The organism is Pseudomonas sp. PDM03 (assembly GCF_014852385.1).
Classification (GTDB): Bacteria; Pseudomonadota; Gammaproteobacteria; order Pseudomonadales; family Pseudomonadaceae; genus Aquipseudomonas; species Aquipseudomonas migulae.
In genome coordinates this window covers 37818-60591 of the sequence record NZ_JACVBM010000021.1, presented here as the reverse complement: position 1 = coordinate 60591, position 22774 = coordinate 37818, and the positions used below count along the sequence as shown (strand labels likewise).

Below are 22774 nucleotides of genomic sequence, written 5' to 3'. Positions count from 1 at the left end.
TGCCTGGATGCTCCCTTTACTAACGTTTCCCTATCTGTCCGAGACAGAGGAGGATTATTTGCTTCGCAAGCTTGCACTGCCTTATGGTTTGAGGACGATCCTGACGACTGCGCTGGTATTCCAGTGTGCAACTTTAGTCCTCAGCTTATGGTTAGTGAGCAGCAACCAATCGAGCATTGGAACCCTATCAAGTGTCGCTGTCGATCAAGTCGACGCAGTGGCGGAAACAGTTCAACACTTGATGGAGGCACGCCTCTCCCTGTCGCGAGCCAACACCCGTATCGTACTGTTTAATAAAATTCCGCATGAAATGGTGCAACACGCCCGCGCGGAACTGACACTGGCGAATAAATCGTTTGACCGCTTCCTCACACACACAAAGGTTGATGAAGAAAACCACATCCGAGTCCAGGCTTTAAAAGACGTATATTCACGTTATGTGGAGGTGCTCAATCAATTGGTCAAGTACACGGGCGCTGGCGACGTCCAATGGGCACTCGCTCAGCCGGTACAGGACATTCAAGAGCAACTCCTTCTGGAACAAAAAAACTTCATCAAATACGGAAACAGCATCAGCCAGACTTCACTTCAGTCTATGGGTGATCGATTTAGAATATACATCGCCGCTGCTGCAATGATACTTCTCATGGTATTAGCAACAACATTCTTCCTGTTGTACATCATAAAAAAAGTTGAGAAGAGTCGACTTCTGAAAATTGCCGTCAATCGAACTGACAGTGCAATTATCGTCACCAATCCGGACAGCATAATTACTTATGTAAATGAGGGTTTTGTGCGCATGCTGGGTTATGAAATATCAGACCTGGTGGGAAAAAAACCGGACGAGGTATTTTATGGCCGCCATACGGATCAGGAAGCAGTCCTTTCTTTCAGAAACAGTATCCAGAAAGGACAAAGCCACACCACTGAATTACTGGTCTACAACAAATCAAAGACTCCATTATGGGTACGCGTGGTCGCCAATCCGGTGCTCGACCCACAGGGTGTTCAGCAGGACGTCGTGGCTATTGTGACGGACATCACCGAGGCCAAGATGAACGACGAGTTGCAGTTCAAGGTCCTCAGTGCCATGGCCCGCGAAGAGCCACTCCCCGACATCATGAAGTTGATTTGCCTGGAGATAGGTCGTATCGCTCCTGAAATCGGCGTTTCAATAAGACAATTTGATGAGCAGGGCTGCCTTCCACTGGTGGCGGAATTCAACCTGCCGGCCGGGTTGATTCAGTCACTGGAAAGCCTTGCCGAAAGGTCCATCCTGAAAAAAATGGACGTGAAAGAAAGCATCATGCTGAATTTCACTGATCCTGCATCGGACCAGGGCGATTGCATCGATCACAAGCTCTCGCAATCGTTCGGTTTCACGGCCGGCTGGGTTAACACCATTCGCTCCAACAACGGACGTTGTTTAGGCACATTTACCCTTTACTACCGTGAAAATCACCTCCCTGCGGTCCAACATCACAGGCTGCTTGAAACCAGCCTGAAGCTGTGCGCTCTCGCCCTCGAGAGGGACAGTTTTATCAACGATATTGAACGACTGGCCTACTATGACAGCCTGACGATGTTGCCCAATCGGCGACTGTTGATGATGAAAGCAAACTCAATGATTGCCAATGCTCAGCGCTCGCAATCATCAATGGCCGTGTTGTTCATCGACATTAATAAGTTCAAGCAAATCAATGACTCACTTGGGCATGCCGCCGGGGATTTGCTTCTGTCTGAAATAGCCAGGAGGCTTCAGGGTTCTGTGAGGGGCAACGACTTTGTCAGCCGGCTTTCAGGAGATGAATTCGTCATTATTCTGTCCCCCTCCAGCGCTGAACAGGCGATTGCCTTTTCAGAAAGAATGCTCAGCAAACTATCGGAACCCATGATGTTGGCCGATGTAAAAATTGCGCCCTCGGCCAGCATTGGTATTGGTATTTATCCAGACCACGGTAACGACATTCACTCATTGCTTTTGCATGCCGATCAGGCGATGTACAAAGCCAAGTCCGCAGGCCGCCAGGCAATTGAAGTGTTCGACCAGGTGATCAACGATTCAACCAATGACGAACTGACACTGAGCCTGGCCCTCGAGAATGCCCTGGAGTCCAATCAGCTGACGCTGCATTACCAGCCCCAGATAGCGCTCGACGACAACCAACTTTTTGGTGTCGAGGCACTTGCCCGCTGGTGTCATCCAGAGCTTGGAAATATCCCTCCAAATCGATTCATCCCTTTGGTGCGCGAGGCAGGATTGATGCCCAAGCTCAATCAATGGGTACTCACCGAAGCCTGCCGGCAGATGGCTCAATGGCGCGACTCGGGACTTGTTGTGCCTCGCATGTCGGTCAACATCTTCCCCGTCGCCTTTCGCGACAGAGCCATTATTGATCTCATCCAATCTCTGCTGACAAAGCATGGGCTCTTACCCTCCTGCTTGACGCTGGAGGTCACGGAAGACTTCATACTGGACGCCACCGACAATGTCATATCGGTCATTACCGAGGTCCGTCAACTAGGCGTCAGCTTATCCATTGACGATTTTGGCACCGGTTACTCCAGCCTGAGCTACTTGCTGCGACTGCCCGTGGACACCATCAAGCTGGACAAGAGTTTTATCGACGATATCGAAAAAAGTGAAAGCGCCCGAACACTGGCGCAGTCGATTGCCGGGATCTGCAAGAGCTTGCAATTGAACATTGTCGCCGAGGGTGTTGAAACCGATGCGCAACTTGAAATCCTTCGAGGCCAGGGATACCAGATAGCGCAAGGTTATTGTTTCTCGCGCCCTTTGGCCCCACAGGATTTGGCTCAATGGATCCGTGAGAGATTCCTTTCCAGCGATGATAGCGAACGCTACCGAATCTCGGCTCCCAAGAGCCTGCTGTGAGTTTTCAAGGGATGTCGTACAGAACCTAGAACGCCAGTTTGTAGCCGATCAGCACCAGCATCGTCGCCAGGCACGGGCGCAACACCTCATCCGAGATGCGGCCGGTCAGGTGGCTGCCCAGGTAAATCCCCGGCAGCGAACCGACCAGCAAGTAGCCCAGCACATGCCAATCCATGTTGCCCATGCTCGCATGGCCGAGACCGGCGACCAGGGTCAGCGGTACGGCGTGGGCGATTTCCGTGCCGACGAGGCGGCGGGTAGGCAACAGCGGATACAGGATAAACAGCGCCACGGTGCCCAGGGCGCCCGCACCGATGGAGGTCAGGGCGACCATGGTGCCGAGGATCAGGCCGGTGATCACCGTCAGCCCATTCAAGCGTTTGCCGCTTGGGTTGTAGGTGCCGCCGGCGCGTTTGTGGGCGAAGTCGAGCAGGCGTTTCTTGAAGAAAATCGCCAGTGCCGTGGCAAACAGGACAAAGCCCAGCGCCTGTTTGATGATGGCGTTCATCGCGTCGGGGGACGTTTGCAAACTGCTCAGGAACCACAACGTCAGCGCCACGGCCGGCACGCTGCCGAGCGTCAGCCAACCGGTAATGGCCCAGTCGATGTTCTTGTTCTTGCGATGTACCAGCACACCACTGGATTTGGTAATCGCGGCGTACAGCAGGTCCGTACCCACCGCAGTCGCCGGATTGATGCCGAACCAAAGCAGGATCGGCGTCATCAGCGAGCCGCCGCCCACGCCGGTCATACCGACAATGAACCCCACCACCAAACCTGCCACAACCAAACCGAAGTTAACGAAATCCATTAACACGCCCACAAAAACGCATGAAAAAACTGGCCCGCAGCATAGCGATTTTTCTTATAACTACTTATATCGATGCGGTCTATCGTTATTCCTGCACGCGCATTCCTTGTAGGAGCCGGCTTGCTGGCGATTACGGTGTGTCAGTCAAATCAATGTTGCAGATATACCGCTATCGCCAGCAAGCCGGCTCCTACAAGTCGGGGTTTACTGGACGGGGAGGAAATTGAGGAACAACAGGCTCTGTGCGTAGTTCAGGCCGATCCGCCGGTAGCGCTCGTCCAGCATCTGGGTCAGCAGGTCCAGGCGCGCAACGATCTTGCCGAACTCCACGGCAAAACTCAGGTTGCTGCCCTCCTCCGAGATCTCGTTGGAAAACAGCAAGGGCTCGCCGTTTTTGTTTTGCCGCTGGCTGAGGATCCAGGTGGCTTTCTCGATGTTGCGCGCAGCGTTGCTGACGAAGACCGGGTTGATCGCATCGGTCATGTAAAACTCCAGCCGATTGCCGTGAGCGGTGACCAGCATGCTGCCGATGGCGTAGATGAAAGCGCCGACCCGGTCGCCGAGGAACTCCGGACTCATGGCGTAATTCAGCGCCGCCAGATCCTTCTTACCCCCCAGCGTCGGCAGCGGTTGTTGCTGCTCGATGGCCAGGCGCACCTGTTTGCCGGCGGTGCGGGCGTCGAGGAACCCGGACTTCTTCAGCTCCTGCGGGTTGCGCAGGTAGAGTTTGCCCATCAGCAAATAGAGGCTGTCGAGGTTGTCACGCATCGCCAGGGTGGCCATGCGGTCGACGCTGGTCTGGAGAAATTCCTGGGGCCTGCCTTCACGAAACTGGCTGACGATGTCCCGGCCCTGCTGCTGACTGCAACCGGTCGTGAAGAGCATCGACAGCACGGCGAGCAGCAGGCAATGGCGGCGGATGTGCACAGCGGTGAGGGGTAAAACTCGGGCCATGGGTGCTTGAACTTGGGCATGGGCCTGCAGAGGGGATCGCCGCAGGCTGCCAAGGGTAGAGCCGTGGATTGCGAAAAAGTGCAGAACCTGCAGTCCGCCCTTTCCCAACAGAGTGAAGGGGATAACTCATTAGTCATACTTTTTAATTGCAACGCCGCACGATTCAGCTATAAATCCTTCCCTGTCGAATTAATAATCGACATTTAGTATGACTACTTTTAAAAAACAATAAAAAGGAAGGTAACCCATGCTTCACTCCAGATACCCGCACTACGCCCTTGGGCTGTCCCTGATGATCGCCACCCTCACCGCCCAGGCCAATGGTCTGTCCAGCGAACATAAAGCCTTCGGCAAAACCAATGACGGCACAGCCGTCGAACAATACGTGTTGCGTAACAGCCGCGGCATGCAGGCCACCGTGATCACCTACGGAGCGACGCTGCAGTCGCTTGCCGTGCCGGACAAAAACGGCAAGCTCGAAGACGTGGTGCTCGGCTTCGACAACGTACAGGGCTATCAGAGCGGCAAGGCCTACTTCGGCGCGACCATCGGGCGCTTCGGTAATCGCCTGGCCAACGGTGCGTTCGAAATCGATGGCAAGCGCTTTCAGGTGCCGCAAAATGACGGCTCGAATTCACTGCACGGCGGCCCGCAGGGTTTTGACAAACATGTCTGGAAAGCCAAACCGGCGAAGGGCAAGGATTCAGTGGGCGTGACGCTGACATACCTGTCGGCGGACGGCGAAATGGGTTTTCCTGGCAACCTGACAACCGAGGTCACCTACAGCCTCAACGAAAACAACGAGCTGCGCATTGAGTACAAGGCCTCCACCGACAAACCGACGGTGCTGAACCTGACCAATCACAGCTACTTCAACCTGGCCGGCGCGGGTAACGGCGACGTGTTGCAACAGGTCGCAACCTTGCACGCCAGTCACTACACGCCGGTCAACGGTAAGTTGATTCCTACCGGCGAGCTGGCTCCGGTGGCCGGTACGCCGATGGACTTCACCCAACCCACCGCCATTGGCAAACACATCAAGGCGGATCATCCGCAGCTGAAATTCGCTGAGCCGAAACAGGGTGGCTTCGATTTCAACTGGGTGCTGGATGCCAAGGGGGACCTCGGCAAACTGGCTGCCGATGTCAGCGACCCGCAGTCTGGGCGTCGTTTGCAGCTCTATACCACTGAGCCTGGCGTGCAGTTCTATACCAGCAACTTCCTTGATGGCTCGGTCAAGGGTAAGGCTGGCAAGACTTACGCACACTGGAGCGCGTTCACTCTGGAAACCCAGCATTACCCGGACGCGCCCAATCAGCCGAACTTCCCGTCTACGCGACTGGATCCGGGCAAGACGTATACCCAGAATACTGTGTTGAAGTTTTCTGCTCGGTAAGACGTTGGGGGGGCATCGGCGCTTGGGTGAATATCCATTATTTCGGTGATGGCTGATCGTGGTTTCGCCCTTACGGCGAGTCACTTGGAAGAGCCCCAAGTAACCAAGGGCTTTTGCCCCTTTCGTTCGGTGGCTCGCTAAGGCTCGCCATGCCCTCGCTCCGGTCCTGCTCCGTGGGCCCGCCGCCATCGGCCATCCATGGCCGGGGGCGGCTAACCCGGCATCCATGCCGGGTTGCCCACTGCGCAGAACCTGCGCTCGGCCTCTCGAGGGGGCGCTCGGATCAAAAGCGGAAGGCGAGCTAACGCTCGGCCTGATGAGTGGTGAAAATCAAAAGCAAACGCGATTTCCTGTAGGAGCCGGCTTGCCGGCGAAAAACGTCTGGGCAACGCGTTTGTTCAGACAGGCCGCGTTATCGTTGACACCTACAGCCCAGGGAACCCATGGGCTATTCTGCTGCCAACCGAAGTATCGACCGAATGACATCAAGGAGCTTTGCATGCGGACTCTCGAACTGGCCGGCATCAACGTACCGGTTATCGGCCAGGGCACCTGGCGCATGGGTGAAGATCGCGCTCGACACCGCGAGGAAGTCGCCGCGTTGCGCCTGGGCATCGAGTTGGGCATGACCTTGATCGACACCGCAGAAATGTATGGCGAAGGGGGCGCCGAGGAAGTCGTCGGCGAAGCCATTGCCGGCCTGCGCGACAAGGTGTTTCTGGTCAGCAAGGTGTATCCGCACAACGCCAGCCGCAAGGGCATTCCCGAGGCCTGCGAACGCAGCCTGCGGCGGTTGAACACCGATTACATTGATTTGTACCTGCTGCACTGGCGCGGCCGGTATCCCCTTGAAGAAACCGTTGAGGCATTCGAACGCCTGCGCGAGGCCGGCAAGATTGGCCGTTGGGGCGTGTCCAATTTCGACGTGGATGACCTGCAAGAACTGGCCTCCCCGGCCTGCGCCACCAATCAAGTGCTCTACAACCTTGAGGAGCGAGGAATAGAATTTGATTTACTGCCGTGGAGCCAACAGCATCGTCAGCCATTGATGGCGTACTGTCCCATTGGCCAGGGCGGGAGTTTGCTCGCTCACTCGACACTCAAGCAGGTGGCCGCCCGTCACGCGGCGACACCGGCCCAAGTAGCCTTGGCATGGATTCTGCGGCAGGATGGAGTCATTGCCATCCCCAAGGCGGTCCGACCTGAGCATGTGCAACTGAATGCGCATGCCGCGCAATTGAAGCTTGAAGCTGGGGATCTGGAGGCGCTGGACCGAGCGTTTCACGCGCCACAACGCAAACAGCGACTGGCCATGGTCTGAGCCATCGCGGTTCTGTCAGAGGGCTTCTCATGAGAAGCACCGATCAGCTCGACGCCTTTAATCTGCAACGCTTCATCCAGGCGCAGGACCCGGTGTTCGAGCGCGTGCAAAACGAACTCGGCGCAGGCCGCAAGCGCAGTCACTGGATGTGGTTCATCTTTCCGCAACTCATCGGCCTGGGCGGCAGTGAAATGTCGAAACGATATGCCATTCACTCGGGCGAGGAGGCTTCGGCATACCTCAAGCATGCGTTGCTGGGCCCACGGCTGCGCACCTGCACGCAGTTGGTGCTGGATATTCCGGAACGCTCCATCATCGAAATTTTCGGCCATCCGGACAATCTGAAGTTCCGCTCATCGATGACCCTGTTCGCGCAGTTCGCCCCGGATGACAGCCTGTTCCAGCAAGCGCTGATGCGGCACTTCCATGGGATTCCGGATGACTGGACGTTATCGCTGCTGGACTCAAAACAGGCCCAACTGCCCCCCAATCAGGGTTGAGAAATCGTCATCCACGAACGGCAGAATCGCATCCGCCACCGGTTGCAGCTGCCGGGTGACGTAATGGTCGTAATCGATCGGCGCGCTACGGATCTCCAGCGGCTCGGGCCCGGCGACGGTGATCACGTAGCTGATCCAGCCGCCGTTCTGGTATTGCCGCGGACGGCCCTGCTGATCGTTGTAGTCGTCGGCGATCCGCGCCGCGCGGACATGCGGCGGCACGTTGCGCTCATAGTCATCCAGGGTCCGGCGCAAGCGCTTGCGGTAGATCAGGCGATCATCGAACTCGCCCGCCAGGGTCTTGCGCACGTACTCGCGGACATAGTCCTGATAGGGCTGGCGATGGAAGATCCGTGTGTACAGCTCTTGCTGGAATTGCCGGGCCAGCAGCGACCAGTCGGTGCGCACGGTTTCCAGCCCCTTGTAGACCATCTCGTCGCTGCCGTCGTCACGCGTGACCAGCCCGGCATAACGCTTCTTGCTGCCCTCCTCCGCACCGCGAATGGTCGGCATCAGAAAGCGCTTGTAGTGGGTTTCGAACTGTAACTCCAATGCGCTCTGCAGCCCGTACTCCTCTTGCACATGCACGCGCCACCACTGGTTGACGTGATCCACCAGCGCGTGGCCGATCTGCGCCGCTTCCTGCTGACCGTGGGCGCGGCGCAGCCAGACAAACGTCGAGTCGGTATCGCCATAGATCACTGTGTGCCCCTGGGCTTCGATCAACTGGCGGGTACGCAGCATGATTTCGTGCCCGCGCAACGTGATCGACGAGGCCAGACGCGTATCGAAGAAACGGCAACCGCTGGAACCGAGCACGCCGTAGAAGGCGTTCATGATGATCTTCAGCGCCTGGGACAACGGCGCGTTGTGTTCGCGCTTGGCGGTTTCGCGGCCCTCGGCGACCCGGGCGACAATGGCCGGCAGGCAATGCCGGGTTCTGGAAAAACGCGCCCCGCGAAAACCGGGCACGGACTCGCTGTTCTCGGGATGCTTGAGCCCTTCGATCAGGCCCACCGGGTCGATGAGGAAGGTGCGGATGATCGATGGATAGAGGCTTTTGTAGTCGAGCACCAACACCGATTCGTACAGGCCCGGCTGCGAGTCCATGACAAATCCGCCGGGGCTGGCCTGTGCAGGTTTGCTGCCGAGGTTGGGCGCAACGAAACCCTGGCGGTGCATCAGCGGCATGTACAGGTGCGTGAAGGCCGCCACCGAACCACCGCTGCGATCCGCCGGCAAACCGGTCACGCTGGCCCGCTCCAGCAGGAAAGTGAGCAATTGGGTCTTGGCGAAAATCCGCGTGACCAGTTCGCAGTCCTTGAGGTTGTAAGTGGCGAGGGCCGGTTTGTCCTCGGCGAACATGCGGTTGATTTCGTCCATGCGCTGGTACGGCGTGCTGATCGCCTTGCCCTCGCCGAGCAGGGTTTGCGCGACGTTTTCCAGGCTGAACGATGGAAAACTCCAGGTCGCCGAACGCAGGGATTCGATGCCGTCGATGATCAATCGCCCGGCGGCCGAGGCGAAGTAATGGTTGCGGCTGCCGTGCTCGCGCCACTGCATTTCCTCGCCGCCGCGCCCCAGTTTCAGCGGCACCGCCAGGCGTCGGGCGTGCTCGTGAAGCACGCGCAAATCGAACTGCACGACGTTCCAGCCAATGATCGCGTCAGGGTCGTGCCGGGCGAACCATTCGTTGAGCTTTTTCAGCAGCAGGGTGCGCGACTCGCAATACTCGAGCTGGAAGTCGACCTTGCTGTCGTCGCCGTTGGGCGGGCCGAGCATGTACACCTGACGCTCGCCGCAGCCTTCCAGCGCGATGGAATACAGATCGCCCTGAGCGGTGGTTTCGATGTCCAGGGACACCAGCCTGAGCGTCGGTCGATAGTCGGGATCGGGTTTCATCTGCGCGTCGAGCAGCAGGCCTTCGGCAACGGGTGTGCCACCGAAGATCACCGGCGCGGTGATGAAGCGCTCCATCATGTAGCGTTCCGGTGGGCGTACGTCGGCCTCGAACATCTCGACGCCGGCCTTGCGCAGCGCGGTTTCCAGGCGCATCAGTTGACCGTGTTGCTGGCAATACAGGCCGAGCACCGGGCGATGCTCGAAATCCAGCAGGGCCAGGGGTTTGAGCTCGACGTTTTTTTCGCCGCGTAGCACCTGTTCAGCCTGCTCGCGCTGCTCGGCGGGGATGAACGCCACCGACGGTTGATGCGGCAGGCGAATACGCTGGGGACCGGTGTCGGTCGCCAGCCAGAACTCGACTTCCGTACCGGCCGGGGTATCGCGCCAATGCCGGGTCAGGACGAAGCCCCGCTGTAAATCCACCACTGCAACCTCACATCCGATTCAGGTGGTGATACTACGCGGCATTCCCGCCAATAGCAGTGAACGCCTGGATGGATGAGCCCTTGTAGGAGCTGGCTTGCCGGCGATAGCGGTGTGCCAGACGATATATTTATCGTTTGAACAGGCGCCATCGCCAGCAAGCCGGCTCCTACAAGGTCGGTGGTGTGTTCGAAAATGTGAGGTTTATCGAAGAAAAACAGCTGAATGACGTTTTTTGCGCGTTATCTGCCGTTTTCTGCCTTGCCCTTGGCGCTCGGGTCTACGATTCTTCAAGAACAACGACAACACCCGAGAAGCCACCATGAAAACCGTCGCCCAACTGCTCAAGTTGAAAGATCAGAAAAATCAGGAAGTGCACCAGATCAAACCCGATCACATGGTGCTCGAAGCACTGATGAAGATGGCCGAGAAGAACGTCGGTGCCTTGCTGGTGGTAGAAAATGACGAAGTGCTGGGCATCATCAGTGAACGTGATTACGCGCGCAAACTGGTACTGCATGGCCGCTCTTCCGTGGGCACGCCGGTGCGCGACATCATGGTGTCGCCAGTCATCACCGTAGACACCCATCAAACCGTCGATACGTGCCTGGGCATCATGTCTGACAGGCGTCTGCGTCACCTGCCGGTGGTGGAGAACGGCAAGTTGATCGGCTTGCTGTCGATCGGCGACCTGGTCAAGGAAGCGATCGCGGAGCAGGCAGAACTGATCCGCCAGCTGGAGCAGTACATTCGCGGCGAGTAATGCGAGCCCTGTAGGAGCCGGCTTGCTGGCGATAGCGGTGGCTCAGTCGACACATTTATCGTCTGATAGGACGCTATCGCCAGCAAGCCGGCTCCTACAGGGGTCATCGCTGTTCAGGACGGCCAATGCCGTGCAAAGACCGGTGCCAACGTCGGGTGCCGGTCGATTCGCTCAAGCCAGGCGAAAAAACCTGGCCGGGCACTGCGCAAATGCTCCCGGGTGCCCGCCCACCGCGAGATTACCGCCGCCAGTACATTCAGCGCACCGGGCGTCTCATCGCCCAGGTACAACTCGCCCGAGAACTGATCGGCAAACACCTCCCAACTCCAGTGCAACCGTTCGCGAGCGCCAGCCATGAGGTTGTCACGCGAGGGTTTGTCCGCCACGAGCAACCAGCGCTCGGGGTAATCGATGATGCCGATCGCCGCATAGCAATTGGTGACGATGTACACCAGCCCCCGGATCGCCTGATCGCGCTCGGCGGCGTCTTTCGGCAGCAGTTTCGACTTGGGAAACGTCAACCCGAGATGAATCAAAATCGCCGCACTTTCGGTGAGAACGCTGCCGTCAGGCAGTTGCAGGGTCGGAATCTGCTTCAGCGGGTTGATCTTCTCCAACGCGTGGGCCGCTTCGGTGGATAACTCGACGTCGATGAAGCGGTAAGGAATCTCGCACAGCTCCAACGCGGCTTCGATGGCAGCGGCGCCGGAGTTCTGGTGTCCGTATAGCTGATACATATCGCGCTCCTGGCGAGACGAACAGGTAGTCGGTAGACGAGCGGGCAAAGGTCACGTTCCCTGCCATTTGGCGGATCGATGCAGGTAAGATGCGCGATCCCGGGGCACTCTTTTAATACCCCCGCAGCACACTTCAAGGAAAGAACATGCGCCAACAGGATGGCCAACGCGCCGCACTTTTTCGTACCGTCGGTTTCATTCTGACCTGCCTGGCGCTAAGTGCCTGCTCGCCAAGCGACCACTCGTCATCGGCCAGTCTAGCCGGTGAACAAGGGCGTGGCGGGGCCATGCTCGCCTATGAACACGAATTGCAGCTGTTGCTGCCCCAGGCAGAAATCGCCCCGCGTTTGCAAGCCACGCGTGAGGCGTGCGAAACCGCACGCTTCGGCGCCTGCAACGTCTTGCGCATCGAGCAAGGCGCCGGCCGCGCCGACATCACCCTGCGCATTGCCCCTGCCGGCGTCGAGCCGTTGGTGGCGATGGCCGCCGAGGGTGGCGAACTGGGTCAGCGGATCACCAGCGCCGAAGACCTCGCCGATGCCGTGGACGACACCCGCCGACGCCAGGAACGACTCAAGGCTCAGCAGCAACGCCTGGATGAACTGGCGACCCGCAAAGACATCAGCGTCACCGATCTGATCAGCCTGAGCAAAGAGCAGGCCGGGATCGAAAACGATCTGCAAGCCCTGGCGCAGATTGCCGCCGGGCACCAGCGGCGTCTGGACACCAATCGGGTCACGTTGTCGTTCCTGCCGACCGGCGCCAGCAGTCGCTCGTCGCACTTGAGCCAAGCGTTCAGCAACTTGCTCGACAACCTGGCCGACGGCGCCGCCGATGCACTGGAAAAAACCAGTTACGCCCTGCCCTTCCTGATCCTCGCGTTCCCGCTGTTCATGCTGTGGGTCTGGTTGTGGCGCAAGTTTGTTCGGCGTCGGACCTGAGCCGGGCGTCAACCGCCCTCCGCCTGCCGACAACTGATCCATCACACCTACGCACGGGGAGTTACCTGCTCCATCACTGCCGTCGATGTTCACCATCACGTCAATGAAGTTCTCATAAAAATTGTGCGGCGTACCATCAGCTCCATACCAAACAACTACACCCCGGAGCACACCACCATGAAACGCCAACTCTTCCTCAGCATCGCTTTCTCGGTTTTTGCAGTTAACGCTTTTGCCGCTTCGTCCGCTCACCCGGTTGTCGCTGAAGGCGGCTCGGATCGGTTGATTGAAAGCCGTGTGGCTGAGGGTGGTTCGGATCGTTTGATCGAAAATCGTGTGGCCGAAGGTGGTTCCGACCGTCTGATCGAGAACCGCGTCGCCGAAGGTGGTTCCGACCGTCTGATTGAAAACCGCGTTGCCGAAGGTGGTTCCGACCGTCTGATCGAGAATCGTGTGGCCGAAGGTGGTTCCGACCGTCTGATCGAGAACCGCGTCGCCGAAGGTGGTTCCGACCGTTTGATCGAAAGCCGCGCTGTATGAATGAATGGTTTTGCAGCAACACTCGACAAAAAACCCGGCCTCACCCGCCGGGTTTTTTTATGCATTTTTTGAGACCGGTCACTTCCCCGCCAGCGCCATGCAACGCTGATAACGCTCGTCGACCCGCTTGGCAAACCAAGCCGTGGTGAGTTTTCGGGTGATTTTCGGGCTCTGCAACGCAATCCCCGGCAATACCGCTCGCGGCAATGAACGGCCTTCGGCCTCCTCGGCCAATTCGAAAACCCGCTGATACAACGTGCTGTCCTCGAATTCGAGGCTTTTGCCCTTCTCCAGTTGATCCCGAATCGTCGGATTGCGCACGCCCAGTTGCTTGCCGAGGGTGCGCACGGCCAGTTCCGTGGTGCCGGGCATGATCGAGTCGTAGCGCACCAGATCACCGTCCAGCGCCAGAGGAATCCCCGAAGCACGGCTCACCGCGTTCTGAAACGCGGCGTTTCGACTGGCGTACCAACCGGCGTTGAAATCGGCGAAGCGGTACAGCGGCTGCTTGTAGCTCACCGGATAACCGAGCAAGTGAGCGATGCCAAAATACATACCGCCGCGCCGGCTGAACACTTCATGCCGAATTGAGCCGTCCACCGGGTACGGATACCCCCGCGCCTGCTGCTCGGCGAAGTCGATGCTGACCTGCATCGGCCCACCGGTGTGCACCGGATTGAAACCACCGAACAGCGTGCGGCCCATGGGCACCCTGCCGATGAAATCATCGAAGATCGCGCTCAATTCCTTTTCACTGCGCGCAGCATTCAATCGGTCGCTGTAGCTTTTGCCGGTGCTGGAACGTATTTGCAGCGCACCGCTCACCAACAGGCCGGGGATGTGGGCTTTGGCGGCACGGCGGTCGATTTCCTCTCGGGCGATCTTGCCCAGGCCCGGCACCGGCGGGTCCGCCTGAAAGGTCGACTCCTGCTCGGTGACCGCCAGCACGGAACACAGATTTTGCGTAGAGGGATAAATGTTCTGCGCAGCAAACGCCGCATAGATGTCCGTGGCCCAGCCTTGGCGATCAACGGTTTTAGCCGGCAGCAGGCGCACGATCTCGGCCTTGACCTCTTTGGGTGTGCGGGCCGGGGCTTCCTGGGTGCGCTGAGTCCCGCAACCGGCCAGCACCAACAGCGCCGCGACGCTCGTGATCAATCGATTGGCTTGCATGGCGCTCCATCAGATCCGTTGAACCGGGTTAACCATACGATCAATCGCATGGCGCAGGCTATGACTGTGCCAGCGACACACTGTTCCCGGCACAGACACACTGAACTTTGGGAGCCGGTTTACTGGCGATGGGAGTACCGAGGTGCATCAGGATGACCGCGTTATCGTTCATCGCCAGCAAGCCGGCTCCTACAGGGGCTTTCCGTTGGGCGGGGTGTCTGGCGGCCTTCTTCGGCTGGACCATACTTGAGCCAAGACGCCAGGGGAGAACAGGCGCATGAACCGTAGCGACGTATTGATCATCGGCGCCGGCCCCACCGGGCTGGTGCTCGCGCTGTGGCTGAGCAAACTGGGGATCCGCGTGCGGATTATCGACAAGACCTCGGCCCCCGGCACCACTTCACGGGCGTTGGCCGTGCAGGCGCGCACACTGGAACTGTATCGCCAGCTCGACCTCAACGAGGCCGTGATACACAAAGGGCATCGCGTGGCGGCGGCCAACTTCTGGGTCAAGGGCGAACCCGTGGCGCGCTTGCCGTTGGGCCGGATTGGCGAGGGCCTGACGCCGTACGCGTTCCTGGAAATTTTTCCCCAGGACGAGCACGAACAATTGCTGATTGAACGCCTGGAAGCCTTTGGCATCCGGGTCGAGCGCAACACCGAACTGGAGAGCTTCGAAGAAACCGGCGATGGCATCACCGCGCGGCTGCGCCTGCCCGATGGTCAAGAGGAAACCTGTCAGGCCTGTTACCTCGCCGGCTGCGACGGTGCCCGCTCGCGGGTGCGCAAAACCCTCGATACCGGATTTCCCGGCGGTACCTACCAGCAGATTTTCTACGTGGCCGACGTGCAGGCCAGCGGGCCGGCGCTCAATGGAGAGCTGCACCTGGACCTCGATGAAGCGGACTTTCTCGCGGTGTTTCCCCTCGCCGGTGAAGGTCGTGCGCGGTTGATCGGCACCGTTCGCGACGAACGTGCCGAGCATGTGGAAACCCTGCGATTCGAAGACGTCAGCACCCGCGCCATCGAACACTTGAAGGTGCAGATCGATCAGGTGAACTGGTTCTCGACCTACCGTGTGCATCATCGGGTGGCCGATCACTTTCGCAGCGGTCGCGCATTTCTATTGGGCGACGCGGCCCATGTCCACAGCCCGGCGGGCGGCCAGGGCATGAACACCGGCATCGGCGATGCCATCAACCTCGCCTGGAAACTCGCGGCCGTGTTGAGCGGCGGTGCTGCCCCGCATCTGCTCGACACGTATGAAACCGAGCGCATCGCCTTTGCCCGCAAACTGGTCGCCACCACCGACCGGGTGTTCAGTTTTGTCACCGCCGAAGGACGCATGGCAGATTTGCTGCGTACCCGTCTGGCGCCGTTCCTGTTGCCGAAAATGGCTTCGTTCGAGGCCTCCCGGGAATTCCTGTTTCGTACGGTGTCGCAGATCACCCTCAATTACCGTGGAATGCCATTGAGCACCGGCGTCGCCGGGCACGTTCACGGAGGTGACCGCTTGCCGTGGGCGCATGACGGTGAAGGGGATAATTTCGGGCCGCTGAAGTGCCCGAACTGGCAGGTGCATGTGTACGGCGACACCAGCGACGAAATGATTGCCTGGTGCAATGAACATCACTTGCCGTTGCATGTGTTTGACTGGCGACCGGCGTTTGAAACATCCGGCCTTGGGCGCAACGGGTTTTATTTGTTGCGGCCGGATACCTACGTGGCGGTGGCCGAGTCGTGCTCGGATCCGAAGGTGATCGAACGGTACTTCCGGGATCGCGGGATACGACCGTATTTTGGGGCCTGAGCGCGCCGCAAATCCTGTAGGAGCCAGCTTGCTCGCGATGAGGCCGGCCCCTCCAGCGTCTCGGGTGACTGGCCCACCGCTTCGCCAGCAAGCTGGCTCCTACAGATTTTGTGTGTTTTTTTAAATTCCGGCCAGGGCCAGGTCCATTGCGAAGTAGGTGAAGATCAAATCCGCCCCCGCCCGTTTGATCGCGCCGAGACTCTCGCGCACCACGCGGTCCTCATCGATGGCCCCGGCCTGTGCGCCGAACTTGATCATCGCGTACTCGCCGCTGACCTGATACGCCGACAGCGGCAGGCGCGAAACCTCGCGAATGTCGCGGATGATGTCCAGGTACGCGCCGGCCGGCTTGACCATCAGCGCGTCGGCGCCTTCCTGCTCGTCCATCAGCGATTCACGCACCGCTTCGCGGCGGTTCATCGGGTTCATTTGATAGCTTTTGCGGTCGCCCTTGAGTGCGCTGCCGCCGGCTTCGCGGAACGGGCCGTAGAGCGCCGAGGCGAATTTGGTCGAATAGGCCATGATCGCGGTCTGGGTGAAACCGGCGCCATCCAGCGCCCGGCGAATTGCCTGGACTTGCCCGTCCATGGCCGCCGACGGCGCGATCACATCGGCACCGGCACGGGCTGCCGCGACGGCTTGTTTGCCGAGGTTGATCAGGGTCTGGTCGTTGTCGACTTCGTGGTTGTGCAACACGCCGCAGTGACCGTGGTCGGTGTATTCGCAAAAGCAGGTGTCGGACATCACGATCATCTCCGGCACCGCGTCCTTGGCGATGCGCGCCATGCGCGAGACCAGGCCATTGTCACTCCAGGTGTCGCTGCCGCTGCTGTCCAGATGATGAGAGACGCCGAAGGTCATCACCGACTTGATCCCCGCACGGGCATAGCGCTCGATCTCGCCGGCCAGTTTCGATTCCGGAATCCGCATCACACCGGGCATGCTTTTGATCGGTACGAAGTCGTCGATTTCTTCCTCGACGAAAATCGGCAGCACCAGATCATTCAAGCTGAATTCGGTTTCCTGGAACAGGCTGCGCAGGCTCGCATTGCGGCGCAGACGGCGTGGACGTGCTTCGGGGAACTGGCTGGACATGGGGCTTCCTGAAAAATCAGAGGACGAGACGAAAGTCGTAAGGGGGCGAAAGCTTATGCCCAGTTCGCCGCCGGGCACAAACCTCAGCGGAGTAAAAACCGTTACCGCTTCGGCAACAATCCTCCGAATCCAGCACAAAACCCTGTGGGAGCGAGCCTGCTCGCGATGGTGTATCAGCTAAATTGGTGGCGACTGACACTCCATCGCGAGCAGGCTCGCTCCCACAGGTTTAGATGTTCAGCGTGCCGGTAATGCACGTAACTACAGAACCACCAATCCAGATCTCATCGCCAATCCGCTCGACCGCAATTCGCCCAGCCCGCCCCATGGTCAGGCCCTGACTCACCACATAAGACGCCGGCGCCAGCCCTTCGCTGAGCAGCCATTGAGCGATGCCGGCATTCAGGCTGCCGGTGGCGGGATCTTCCGGCATGCCGTCGCCGGAAATGAACGCCCGCACTTCGAACTGTGCGTCATCGCCGTCACGCTCGGGATGCCACGGCGCAATCACACCGACCGCGAGGCCGAGCATCTGCGAATGGTCCGGCTGAAGATCCAGCACCTGCTGGCGATCCTCGACCATCACCGCCAGCCAACCCGCGCCGTTATCGACCCACTGCGCCCGCACGATGGCGCCCGGTTCCAGTCGGAGCCCACGTCGCACGCGCTCCACCAGCTCCGCCTGCACCGGTCCGGTCTTGAGCAGTGGCGGTGCGAGAAAGGCCAGTTCCGCACCTTGCCGGCGCACCCGCACCAGACCCACGCCGCATTCCTGAATGATCTCCTCGCCCTTGGGCACACCACCGGCTTCGAGCCAGGCATGGCAGGTGCCCAGGGTCGGGTGACCGGCGAACGGCAATTCGTTCAGGGTGGTGAAAATCCGCACCCGGTAATCGGCCCGAGGGTCCTGCGGCGCGAGGATGAACGTGGTTTCACTGAGATTGGTCCATGTGGCGAACGCCGCCATGCGCTCATCGCTGAGCTCATCGGCGCCGAACACCACGGCCAACGGATTGCCCTTGAGCGCAACGCGGCTGAAGACATCTACTTGCTTGAAATCGAATGCGTGCATGGCCTGCCTTGGTCTTGGTGGATTCGAAAGGTCTTACTTGGGAATTTCCAGCCCGCGCATCACCGCCGGCCGCGCCAGGAAGCGCTCCAGCACCCGCGTCACGTTCGGGAAATCCTTGATGCCCACCAGATCGCCCGCCTCATAGAAGCCGATCAGGTTGCGCACCCACGGGAATGTCGCGATGTCGGCGATGGTGTAGCGCTCGCCCATGATCCAGTCACGCCCCTGCAGACGTCCATCAAGCACTTTTAACAAACGTTTACTTTCCTCGACATAACGATCCCGAGGGCGTTTGTCTTCGTAGTCCTTGCCGGCGAATTTGTTGAAAAAACCGAGCTGGCCGAACATTGGCCCGATACCACCCATCTGAAACATCAACCACTGGATCGTCTCGTAACGCGCAGCCGATTCCTGGGCCAGCAACTGCCCGCTCTTGTCGGCGAGGTAAATCAGAATCGCCCCGGATTCGAACAACGGCAGCGGCAGGTCGTCCGGCCCGTGGGGGTCGAGGATCGCCGGGATCTTGTTGTTGGGGTTCAGCGACAGAAACTCGGGCGACAGCTGGTCGTTGGTGTCGAAGCCCACGCGATGCGGCTCGTAGGGCAGGCCGATCTCTTCGAGCATGATCGACACCTTGACGCCGTTGGGGGTCGGCAACGAGTAAAGCTGAATCCACTCAGGGTACTGGGCTGGCCATTTTTGGGTGATAGGGAAAGCAGACAGATCGGTCATCGCATGGATCCACGAAGAGATTGAGAGGCACGATCATAGTGTGAGTGGCCGCAGGCTGCGACGTACGGCGTATCGATATTGATGATTACCAAGATCAATGGATTGCAGTCTGCTCCTGCGACCGCCCCGTGTACTGTGTCCATAAATCCGCAACATCCTGTCGATAACCTCTGCTCCAACCCGTTCATGGTTATCGGTACATTGCTGCGCATGCCGCCGGAATCGAACCAAACGGGCCTCAGTGGACTCTGAGTGTTGCCCTTTCGGAAACGGACCGGATCATCGACATGGAAAACACCCGACGCTGGGAGCGCGTGGTGTAAAGGTTTGTCAGCCTTAACCGAATGCGCTGAAGAAACCCTTATTCCATGATGAACCTTATGAAATTGGTCCAACGCTTCAAACATCGCGCTTATATTGTGCTGCCCTCCCTGTTGGCAATCAGTGCGCTGTTCCTGGCGCTGGAAGTCCGTGAAAGCCGCGCCCAGCCGGCTGACGGCACCCAGACGCTGGTTTTCCTGCGCCACGCGGAAAAACCCGCCGGCGGCCTCGGCCAGCTCAATTGCCAGGGCCTGAACCGCGCCATCGACCTGGCCACCCTGCTCCCGGAAAAATTCGGCAAGGCCAACTACGTGTTTGCAGCCAACCCGACGCGCAATGTCGAGGAAGGCGAGCTGGATAACTCCTACAGCTACATTCGCCCCCTGATGACCATCAGCCCCAGCGCCATCAAGCTCGGTTTGCCGGTGAACATCAACTTCTCGGCCAACGACACCAGTGACCTGGCCGACGAACTGCTGCACGACAAGTACCACAACTCGGTGATCTACACCGCGTGGTCCCACGGCTACCTGCCCGAGCTGATCAACAAGGTCGCCGGCGAAGCGGTCGGCAAGAAACAGAACATCACCGATGACTGGGAGTCCAGCGACTACGACTCGCTGTATGTACTCACCCTGACCTGGCACAACGGCAAGGCCAGTCTGCAGAGCCACAGCTACAAGCAAGGCCTGGATAACGGCCGGGAAACCTGCCCGACATAAGGGCTGGTCGCGCTGTTCGACCCGCGCACGACCTGTAGGAGCCGGCTTGCTGCGGGCGGCGTTCCGACGATGCAGACACCTCGGTCTTCCCGTTGCACCGAGTTGCCCGCATCGTCGGAACGCCGCCCGCAGCAAGCCGGCTCCTACAGGGATGAGTTACGGCAGCAGGATGACTTTGTCGCCACTGCCCTGATTCACTTCGGCATAACGTTCCAGCCCTTCGGCCAGTGGCGATTCGTACAACCCTTGCGGCAACGGCAACAGGTCCTGGTCGAAGAACCGGCCGAACTGATCGAGCATCGCCGCGCACGCTTGCACGCCGTATAGCAACGAGTTGATCCCCACCACCGAACCGCCCTTGCGATACAGCGCCAGGGCCGGCAATTGCACCTGGCCATCCACCGGCGCGGCGATGATCGCGATGCGACCGAACGCGGCCAGCGCGGGGACGGAGGCCGGTAGCCAGAACCCGGTGGTGTCAAAAATCACGTCGGCGCCGCCGGTGTAGACCGCATTCACCTGCGCGCCCAAGTCCTCGGGTTTATCCAGCTGCAACGTCTGATACCCCTGGGCCTGCAAGTCCTTGACCTGCTCCGGCCGACGCGCCGCCGCCAGCACCTGGGCGCCACGCACCTTGGCCAGCGCCAGCGCAGCACTGCCGACCGCCCCGCCACCGATCACCAATAACCGCGTTTTTGCGTTCACCAGGCTGCGCTCCAGCGCATCCCACGCCGTGGTGTAAGGCACGCCGAGGCTGGCGGCCTGGGCAAAACTCAGGTGCGTCGGTTTGCGCGCCACACCGTTGGCCGGCAGCTTGACGAATTGCGCATGGGAGCCGTCGGCGAAAAAGCCCAGTTCACGGCCGGTGCCCCACACTTCCTGACCGATCAGCGCCTGCGGACCTTCGACGACCACACCCGCAAAATCACGCCCGGGAATGCGCGGCAACGTGGTGTAGGGAAAACGTCCCAGCACATTCTTCACATCGCTGGGATTGAGGCCGGCGGCCTTGATTTGCACCAGCACTTCATCGGCGCCGGGCACGGGGGTCGGAACCTCGACATAGCGCAGGGCCGAAAGGTCGCCGGTTTTGTCGAACTGCAATGCTTTCATGGGAGTGTCCATCCAACAGGGAAAGGGAATTCAGGAGATCCAGCCAGTGACCAGTTGCCGCCCCATGGGCCACAACTTTTCACCGGCGAGCATGCCCAGCAGGCCCACCAGCGCGATGGCCGGTGGTGCGGGGGAACGAAAATCCAGCGCGCCGTAAAGCAAACCGACGCCCAGACCGATGACCAGCGAGATGAGGTAGCTCATGGCAGACTCCGTGGGCAATTGAGGGATGCCCAAAGTCTAAAGGCCGGCATCCGCGAGCATCGGCCAAGTGCTTCTGAATTTCAGCCAAACCACCCGCAATAACCTGTAGGAGCCAGCTTGCTGGCGATAGCTGACGTGAGGGCGATGCAAAATCTGAGGATGCTATCGCCAGCAAGCTGGCTCCTACAGGTTCGTGCAGAACTGCGAGGGCGCGACACCCAGTTCCCGACGGAACATGTCACTGAAGCTGCTCGGCGAGTAGCCCAGCTCCCGGGCAATCGCACTGACCGGCGCCCCCTGGATCAGCTCCGCGACCGCAGTCGCCAGTTGTACTTGCCGCCGCCACTCGGCGAAGCCCATGCCCAGACCGTCCTTGAACAGCCGCGCCAGGGTGCGCACGCTGGCCCCGGCGTTTTGCGCGTGTTGTTCGAAGGAAACGTCCAGCGATGGCGCGGCCATGACGGCCTGACACAGGTTCATCAGGCGCCGGTCGGAATCATCCGGCAACGGGATTTTCAGCAGCGAACGCCTGGCTCGCCGCAGTTCCAGCAGTGCCAGCCCGACCAGCGCCTCGTAATACTCCGGCGCGCCGTCGTCGCCCTGCTCCACCAGCCCGACGATGAGTTCACGCAGCAACCCGCCCACTTCGATCACCTGGACCGTGTCGTCCAGCGTCGCCGCCAATGCCGGACGCAGGTAGATGTTGCGCATCTGCAGGTCCGAGACCACGCGAATGCCGTGAGGCACGCCCGGCGGTAACCACACCGCCCGTTGCGGCGGCACCACCAGCGCCTCATGCGGCGTTTCGACCCACATCACGCCGCTCATCGCATACAACAACTGGCCCCAGACATGCTCGTGGGGCTCGATGAACAGCCCACGCGGATAGGTGCGCGCCAGCGGTTGCACGGGCACATCGGTGTCACTCAGGTCGGGGGGCGCGGCAAGGGCCATGGTCAGCATTCATCGGGGGTTTTCAGAAAATCCATGGTAACCAGCCGCAGGCCTCGTCGCCACTGGCCGCAGCCGTCTGACAATCAGAATGAATTTTCCTTACCGCCGACGATCCTTCTATTACCACAGGGAGGAATACGGGCTTTATGAATAACGCAAAACTTTTCGTCATTGAATACACCCTTCATGGCGTCCCAAAGTCTTTCATCATTCGCCTGGACAAAATGGACAACGCGCAGGCTTGGCATTGGGCGAGTTGCGACGCCGGCGTGGGCCGGATCCCGCGTTTTGGAAGGGAGAAAGTGCAAAAGACCAGCAAGCCGATGGCGGAAAAATTCGGCGTGGAAAATGTCACATGGCGACCAGCAAGCTAACAGTGCTTACTCTGTAGGAG

At 59.4% G+C, this 22774-nt stretch carries 21 protein-coding genes; 10 read left to right on the top strand and 11 right to left on the bottom strand.

Annotation, left to right across the window (positions count from 1 at the left end; translation table 11 throughout):
- Positions 1-58: 58 nt before the first annotated feature.
- On the top strand, positions 59-2896 hold the full coding sequence (locus IB254_RS24235; protein WP_225602485.1) for an EAL domain-containing protein: 2838 nt from the start codon (positions 59-61) through the stop codon (positions 2894-2896).
- A gap of 25 nt (positions 2897-2921) precedes the next feature.
- Here IB254_RS24235 and IB254_RS24230 read toward each other — a convergent pair whose 3' ends face one another.
- On the bottom strand, positions 2922-3707 hold the full coding sequence (locus IB254_RS24230) for a sulfite exporter TauE/SafE family protein (RefSeq protein ID WP_008033636.1): 786 nt from the start codon (positions 3705-3707) through the stop codon (positions 2922-2924).
- Between the two features lie 204 nt (positions 3708-3911).
- Positions 3912-4661, bottom strand: coding sequence for a hypothetical protein (locus tag IB254_RS24225; RefSeq protein WP_008044104.1), 750 nt, complete (start codon positions 4659-4661; stop codon positions 3912-3914).
- Between the two features lie 247 nt (positions 4662-4908).
- Between IB254_RS24225 and IB254_RS24220 the strand changes: the two genes are divergently transcribed.
- The 3 genes from IB254_RS24220 (at position 4909) to IB254_RS24210 (ending at position 7878) form a co-directional block, all read left to right on the top strand.
- The gene (locus IB254_RS24220) at positions 4909-6057 is read left to right on the top strand and encodes an aldose epimerase family protein (protein WP_192419848.1); all 1149 of its coding nucleotides are present in this window, start codon (positions 4909-4911) and stop codon (positions 6055-6057) included.
- Between the two features lie 499 nt (positions 6058-6556).
- Positions 6557-7378, top strand: coding sequence for an aldo/keto reductase (locus IB254_RS24215; protein ID WP_192419846.1), 822 nt, complete (start codon positions 6557-6559; stop codon positions 7376-7378).
- A 29-nt stretch (positions 7379-7407) separates the two neighbouring features.
- Positions 7408-7878 (top strand): DUF1810 domain-containing protein, encoded by a 471-nt coding sequence (locus tag IB254_RS24210; RefSeq protein ID WP_192419844.1) that lies wholly within the window; start codon positions 7408-7410, stop codon positions 7876-7878.
- Here the strand turns inward: IB254_RS24210 and IB254_RS24205 are convergent.
- Positions 7843-10203 carry a DNA polymerase II gene (locus IB254_RS24205; RefSeq protein ID WP_192419842.1) on the bottom strand — a complete coding sequence of 787 codons (2361 nt, stop codon included), beginning with the start codon at positions 10201-10203 and terminating at the stop codon, positions 7843-7845. The two genes, IB254_RS24210 and IB254_RS24205, sit on opposite strands and share 36 nt — an antisense overlap.
- Positions 10204-10525: 322 nt before the next feature.
- On the opposite strand from IB254_RS24205, the gene IB254_RS24200 reads away from it, so the two are divergent.
- A complete protein-coding gene (locus IB254_RS24200; protein ID WP_007944798.1) occupies positions 10526-10966 on the top strand; it encodes a CBS domain-containing protein in 441 nt (146 codons plus the stop codon).
- A 113-nt stretch (positions 10967-11079) separates the two neighbouring features.
- Here IB254_RS24200 and IB254_RS24195 read toward each other — a convergent pair whose 3' ends face one another.
- Positions 11080-11703, bottom strand: coding sequence for a glutathione S-transferase (locus tag IB254_RS24195; protein ID WP_192419840.1), 624 nt, complete (start codon positions 11701-11703; stop codon positions 11080-11082).
- Positions 11704-11849: 146 nt separating this feature from the next.
- On the opposite strand from IB254_RS24195, the gene IB254_RS24190 reads away from it, so the two are divergent.
- Positions 11850-12644 carry a DUF4349 domain-containing protein gene (locus IB254_RS24190; RefSeq protein WP_192419838.1) on the top strand — a complete coding sequence of 265 codons (795 nt, stop codon included), beginning with the start codon at positions 11850-11852 and terminating at the stop codon, positions 12642-12644.
- Between the two features lie 177 nt (positions 12645-12821).
- Positions 12822-13184, top strand: a complete 363-nt coding sequence (locus IB254_RS24185) for a hypothetical protein (RefSeq protein ID WP_008040440.1) — start codon at positions 12822-12824, stop codon at positions 13182-13184.
- A 78-nt stretch (positions 13185-13262) separates the two neighbouring features.
- Here IB254_RS24185 and IB254_RS24180 read toward each other — a convergent pair whose 3' ends face one another.
- Positions 13263-14357 carry a DUF1615 domain-containing protein gene (locus IB254_RS24180; protein ID WP_192419836.1) on the bottom strand — a complete coding sequence of 365 codons (1095 nt, stop codon included), beginning with the start codon at positions 14355-14357 and terminating at the stop codon, positions 13263-13265.
- Positions 14358-14634: 277 nt separating this feature from the next.
- On the opposite strand from IB254_RS24180, the gene IB254_RS24175 reads away from it, so the two are divergent.
- Complete coding sequence (locus tag IB254_RS24175) at positions 14635-16167, top strand: FAD-dependent oxidoreductase (RefSeq protein ID WP_192419834.1); 1533 nt, start codon at positions 14635-14637, stop codon at positions 16165-16167.
- A gap of 120 nt (positions 16168-16287) precedes the next feature.
- Here the strand turns inward: IB254_RS24175 and hemB are convergent, their stop codons facing one another.
- The 3 genes from hemB to IB254_RS24160 form a co-directional block, all read right to left on the bottom strand.
- Complete coding sequence (gene hemB / locus IB254_RS24170) at positions 16288-17262, bottom strand: porphobilinogen synthase (protein WP_192419832.1); 975 nt, start codon at positions 17260-17262, stop codon at positions 16288-16290.
- A gap of 229 nt (positions 17263-17491) precedes the next feature.
- Positions 17492-18334: a PhzF family phenazine biosynthesis protein gene (locus IB254_RS24165; protein WP_192419830.1), complete on the bottom strand. Its 843-nt coding sequence runs from the start codon at positions 18332-18334 to the stop codon at positions 17492-17494.
- Between the two features lie 33 nt (positions 18335-18367).
- Positions 18368-19066, bottom strand: a complete 699-nt coding sequence (locus IB254_RS24160) for a glutathione binding-like protein (RefSeq protein ID WP_008035182.1) — start codon at positions 19064-19066, stop codon at positions 18368-18370.
- A 368-nt stretch (positions 19067-19434) separates the two neighbouring features.
- Here IB254_RS24160 and IB254_RS24155 point away from each other — a divergent pair, with 368 nt between their 5' ends.
- Positions 19435-20109 (top strand): histidine phosphatase family protein, encoded by a 675-nt coding sequence (locus IB254_RS24155; protein WP_192419828.1) that lies wholly within the window; start codon positions 19435-19437, stop codon positions 20107-20109.
- Positions 20110-20265: 156 nt separating this feature from the next.
- Here the strand turns inward: IB254_RS24155 and IB254_RS24150 are convergent, their stop codons facing one another.
- The 3 genes from IB254_RS24150 to IB254_RS24140 form a co-directional block, all read right to left on the bottom strand.
- Positions 20266-21222, bottom strand: a complete 957-nt coding sequence (locus tag IB254_RS24150) for a quinone oxidoreductase family protein (protein ID WP_192419826.1) — start codon at positions 21220-21222, stop codon at positions 20266-20268.
- Positions 21223-21252: 30 nt separating this feature from the next.
- On the bottom strand, positions 21253-21426 hold the full coding sequence (locus IB254_RS24145; RefSeq protein WP_008035179.1) for a DUF1427 family protein: 174 nt from the start codon (positions 21424-21426) through the stop codon (positions 21253-21255).
- Positions 21427-21609: 183 nt separating this feature from the next.
- Positions 21610-22380, bottom strand: a complete 771-nt coding sequence (locus tag IB254_RS24140) for an AraC family transcriptional regulator (protein WP_032832904.1) — start codon at positions 22378-22380, stop codon at positions 21610-21612.
- 146 nt (positions 22381-22526) lie between these two features.
- Between IB254_RS24140 and IB254_RS24135 the strand changes: the two genes are divergently transcribed.
- A complete protein-coding gene (locus tag IB254_RS24135) occupies positions 22527-22754 on the top strand; it encodes a DUF6555 family protein (RefSeq protein ID WP_008035177.1) in 228 nt (75 codons plus the stop codon).
- Positions 22755-22774: the final 20 nt, after the last annotated feature.

Excerpts from the sequence above, each read along its gene's own strand:
- IB254_RS24230 (WP_008033636.1), bottom strand. The coding sequence starts at position 3,707 with ATGGATTTCGTTAACTTCGGTTTGGTTGTGGCAGGTTTGGTGGTGGGG.
- IB254_RS24225 (WP_008044104.1), bottom strand. The coding sequence starts at position 4,661 with ATGGCCCGAGTTTTACCCCTCACCGCTGTGCACATCCGCCGCCATTGC.
- IB254_RS24220 (WP_192419848.1), top strand. The coding sequence starts at position 4,909 with ATGCTTCACTCCAGATACCCGCACTACGCCCTTGGGCTGTCCCTGATG.
- IB254_RS24215 (WP_192419846.1), top strand. The coding sequence starts at position 6,557 with ATGCGGACTCTCGAACTGGCCGGCATCAACGTACCGGTTATCGGCCAG.
- IB254_RS24210 (WP_192419844.1), top strand. The coding sequence starts at position 7,408 with ATGAGAAGCACCGATCAGCTCGACGCCTTTAATCTGCAACGCTTCATC.
- IB254_RS24200 (WP_007944798.1), top strand. The coding sequence starts at position 10,526 with ATGAAAACCGTCGCCCAACTGCTCAAGTTGAAAGATCAGAAAAATCAG.
- IB254_RS24195 (WP_192419840.1), bottom strand. The coding sequence starts at position 11,703 with ATGTATCAGCTATACGGACACCAGAACTCCGGCGCCGCTGCCATCGAA.
- IB254_RS24190 (WP_192419838.1), top strand. The coding sequence starts at position 11,850 with ATGCGCCAACAGGATGGCCAACGCGCCGCACTTTTTCGTACCGTCGGT.
- IB254_RS24185 (WP_008040440.1), top strand. The coding sequence starts at position 12,822 with ATGAAACGCCAACTCTTCCTCAGCATCGCTTTCTCGGTTTTTGCAGTT.
- IB254_RS24180 (WP_192419836.1), bottom strand. The coding sequence starts at position 14,357 with ATGCAAGCCAATCGATTGATCACGAGCGTCGCGGCGCTGTTGGTGCTG.
- IB254_RS24175 (WP_192419834.1), top strand. The coding sequence starts at position 14,635 with ATGAACCGTAGCGACGTATTGATCATCGGCGCCGGCCCCACCGGGCTG.
- hemB (WP_192419832.1), bottom strand. The coding sequence starts at position 17,262 with ATGTCCAGCCAGTTCCCCGAAGCACGTCCACGCCGTCTGCGCCGCAAT.
- IB254_RS24165 (WP_192419830.1), bottom strand. The coding sequence starts at position 18,334 with ATGCACGCATTCGATTTCAAGCAAGTAGATGTCTTCAGCCGCGTTGCG.
- IB254_RS24160 (WP_008035182.1), bottom strand. The coding sequence starts at position 19,066 with ATGACCGATCTGTCTGCTTTCCCTATCACCCAAAAATGGCCAGCCCAG.
- IB254_RS24155 (WP_192419828.1), top strand. The coding sequence starts at position 19,435 with ATGATGAACCTTATGAAATTGGTCCAACGCTTCAAACATCGCGCTTAT.
- IB254_RS24150 (WP_192419826.1), bottom strand. The coding sequence starts at position 21,222 with ATGAAAGCATTGCAGTTCGACAAAACCGGCGACCTTTCGGCCCTGCGC.
- IB254_RS24145 (WP_008035179.1), bottom strand. The coding sequence starts at position 21,426 with ATGAGCTACCTCATCTCGCTGGTCATCGGTCTGGGCGTCGGTTTGCTT.
- IB254_RS24140 (WP_032832904.1), bottom strand. The coding sequence starts at position 22,380 with ATGGCCCTTGCCGCGCCCCCCGACCTGAGTGACACCGATGTGCCCGTG.
- IB254_RS24135 (WP_008035177.1), top strand. The coding sequence starts at position 22,527 with ATGAATAACGCAAAACTTTTCGTCATTGAATACACCCTTCATGGCGTC.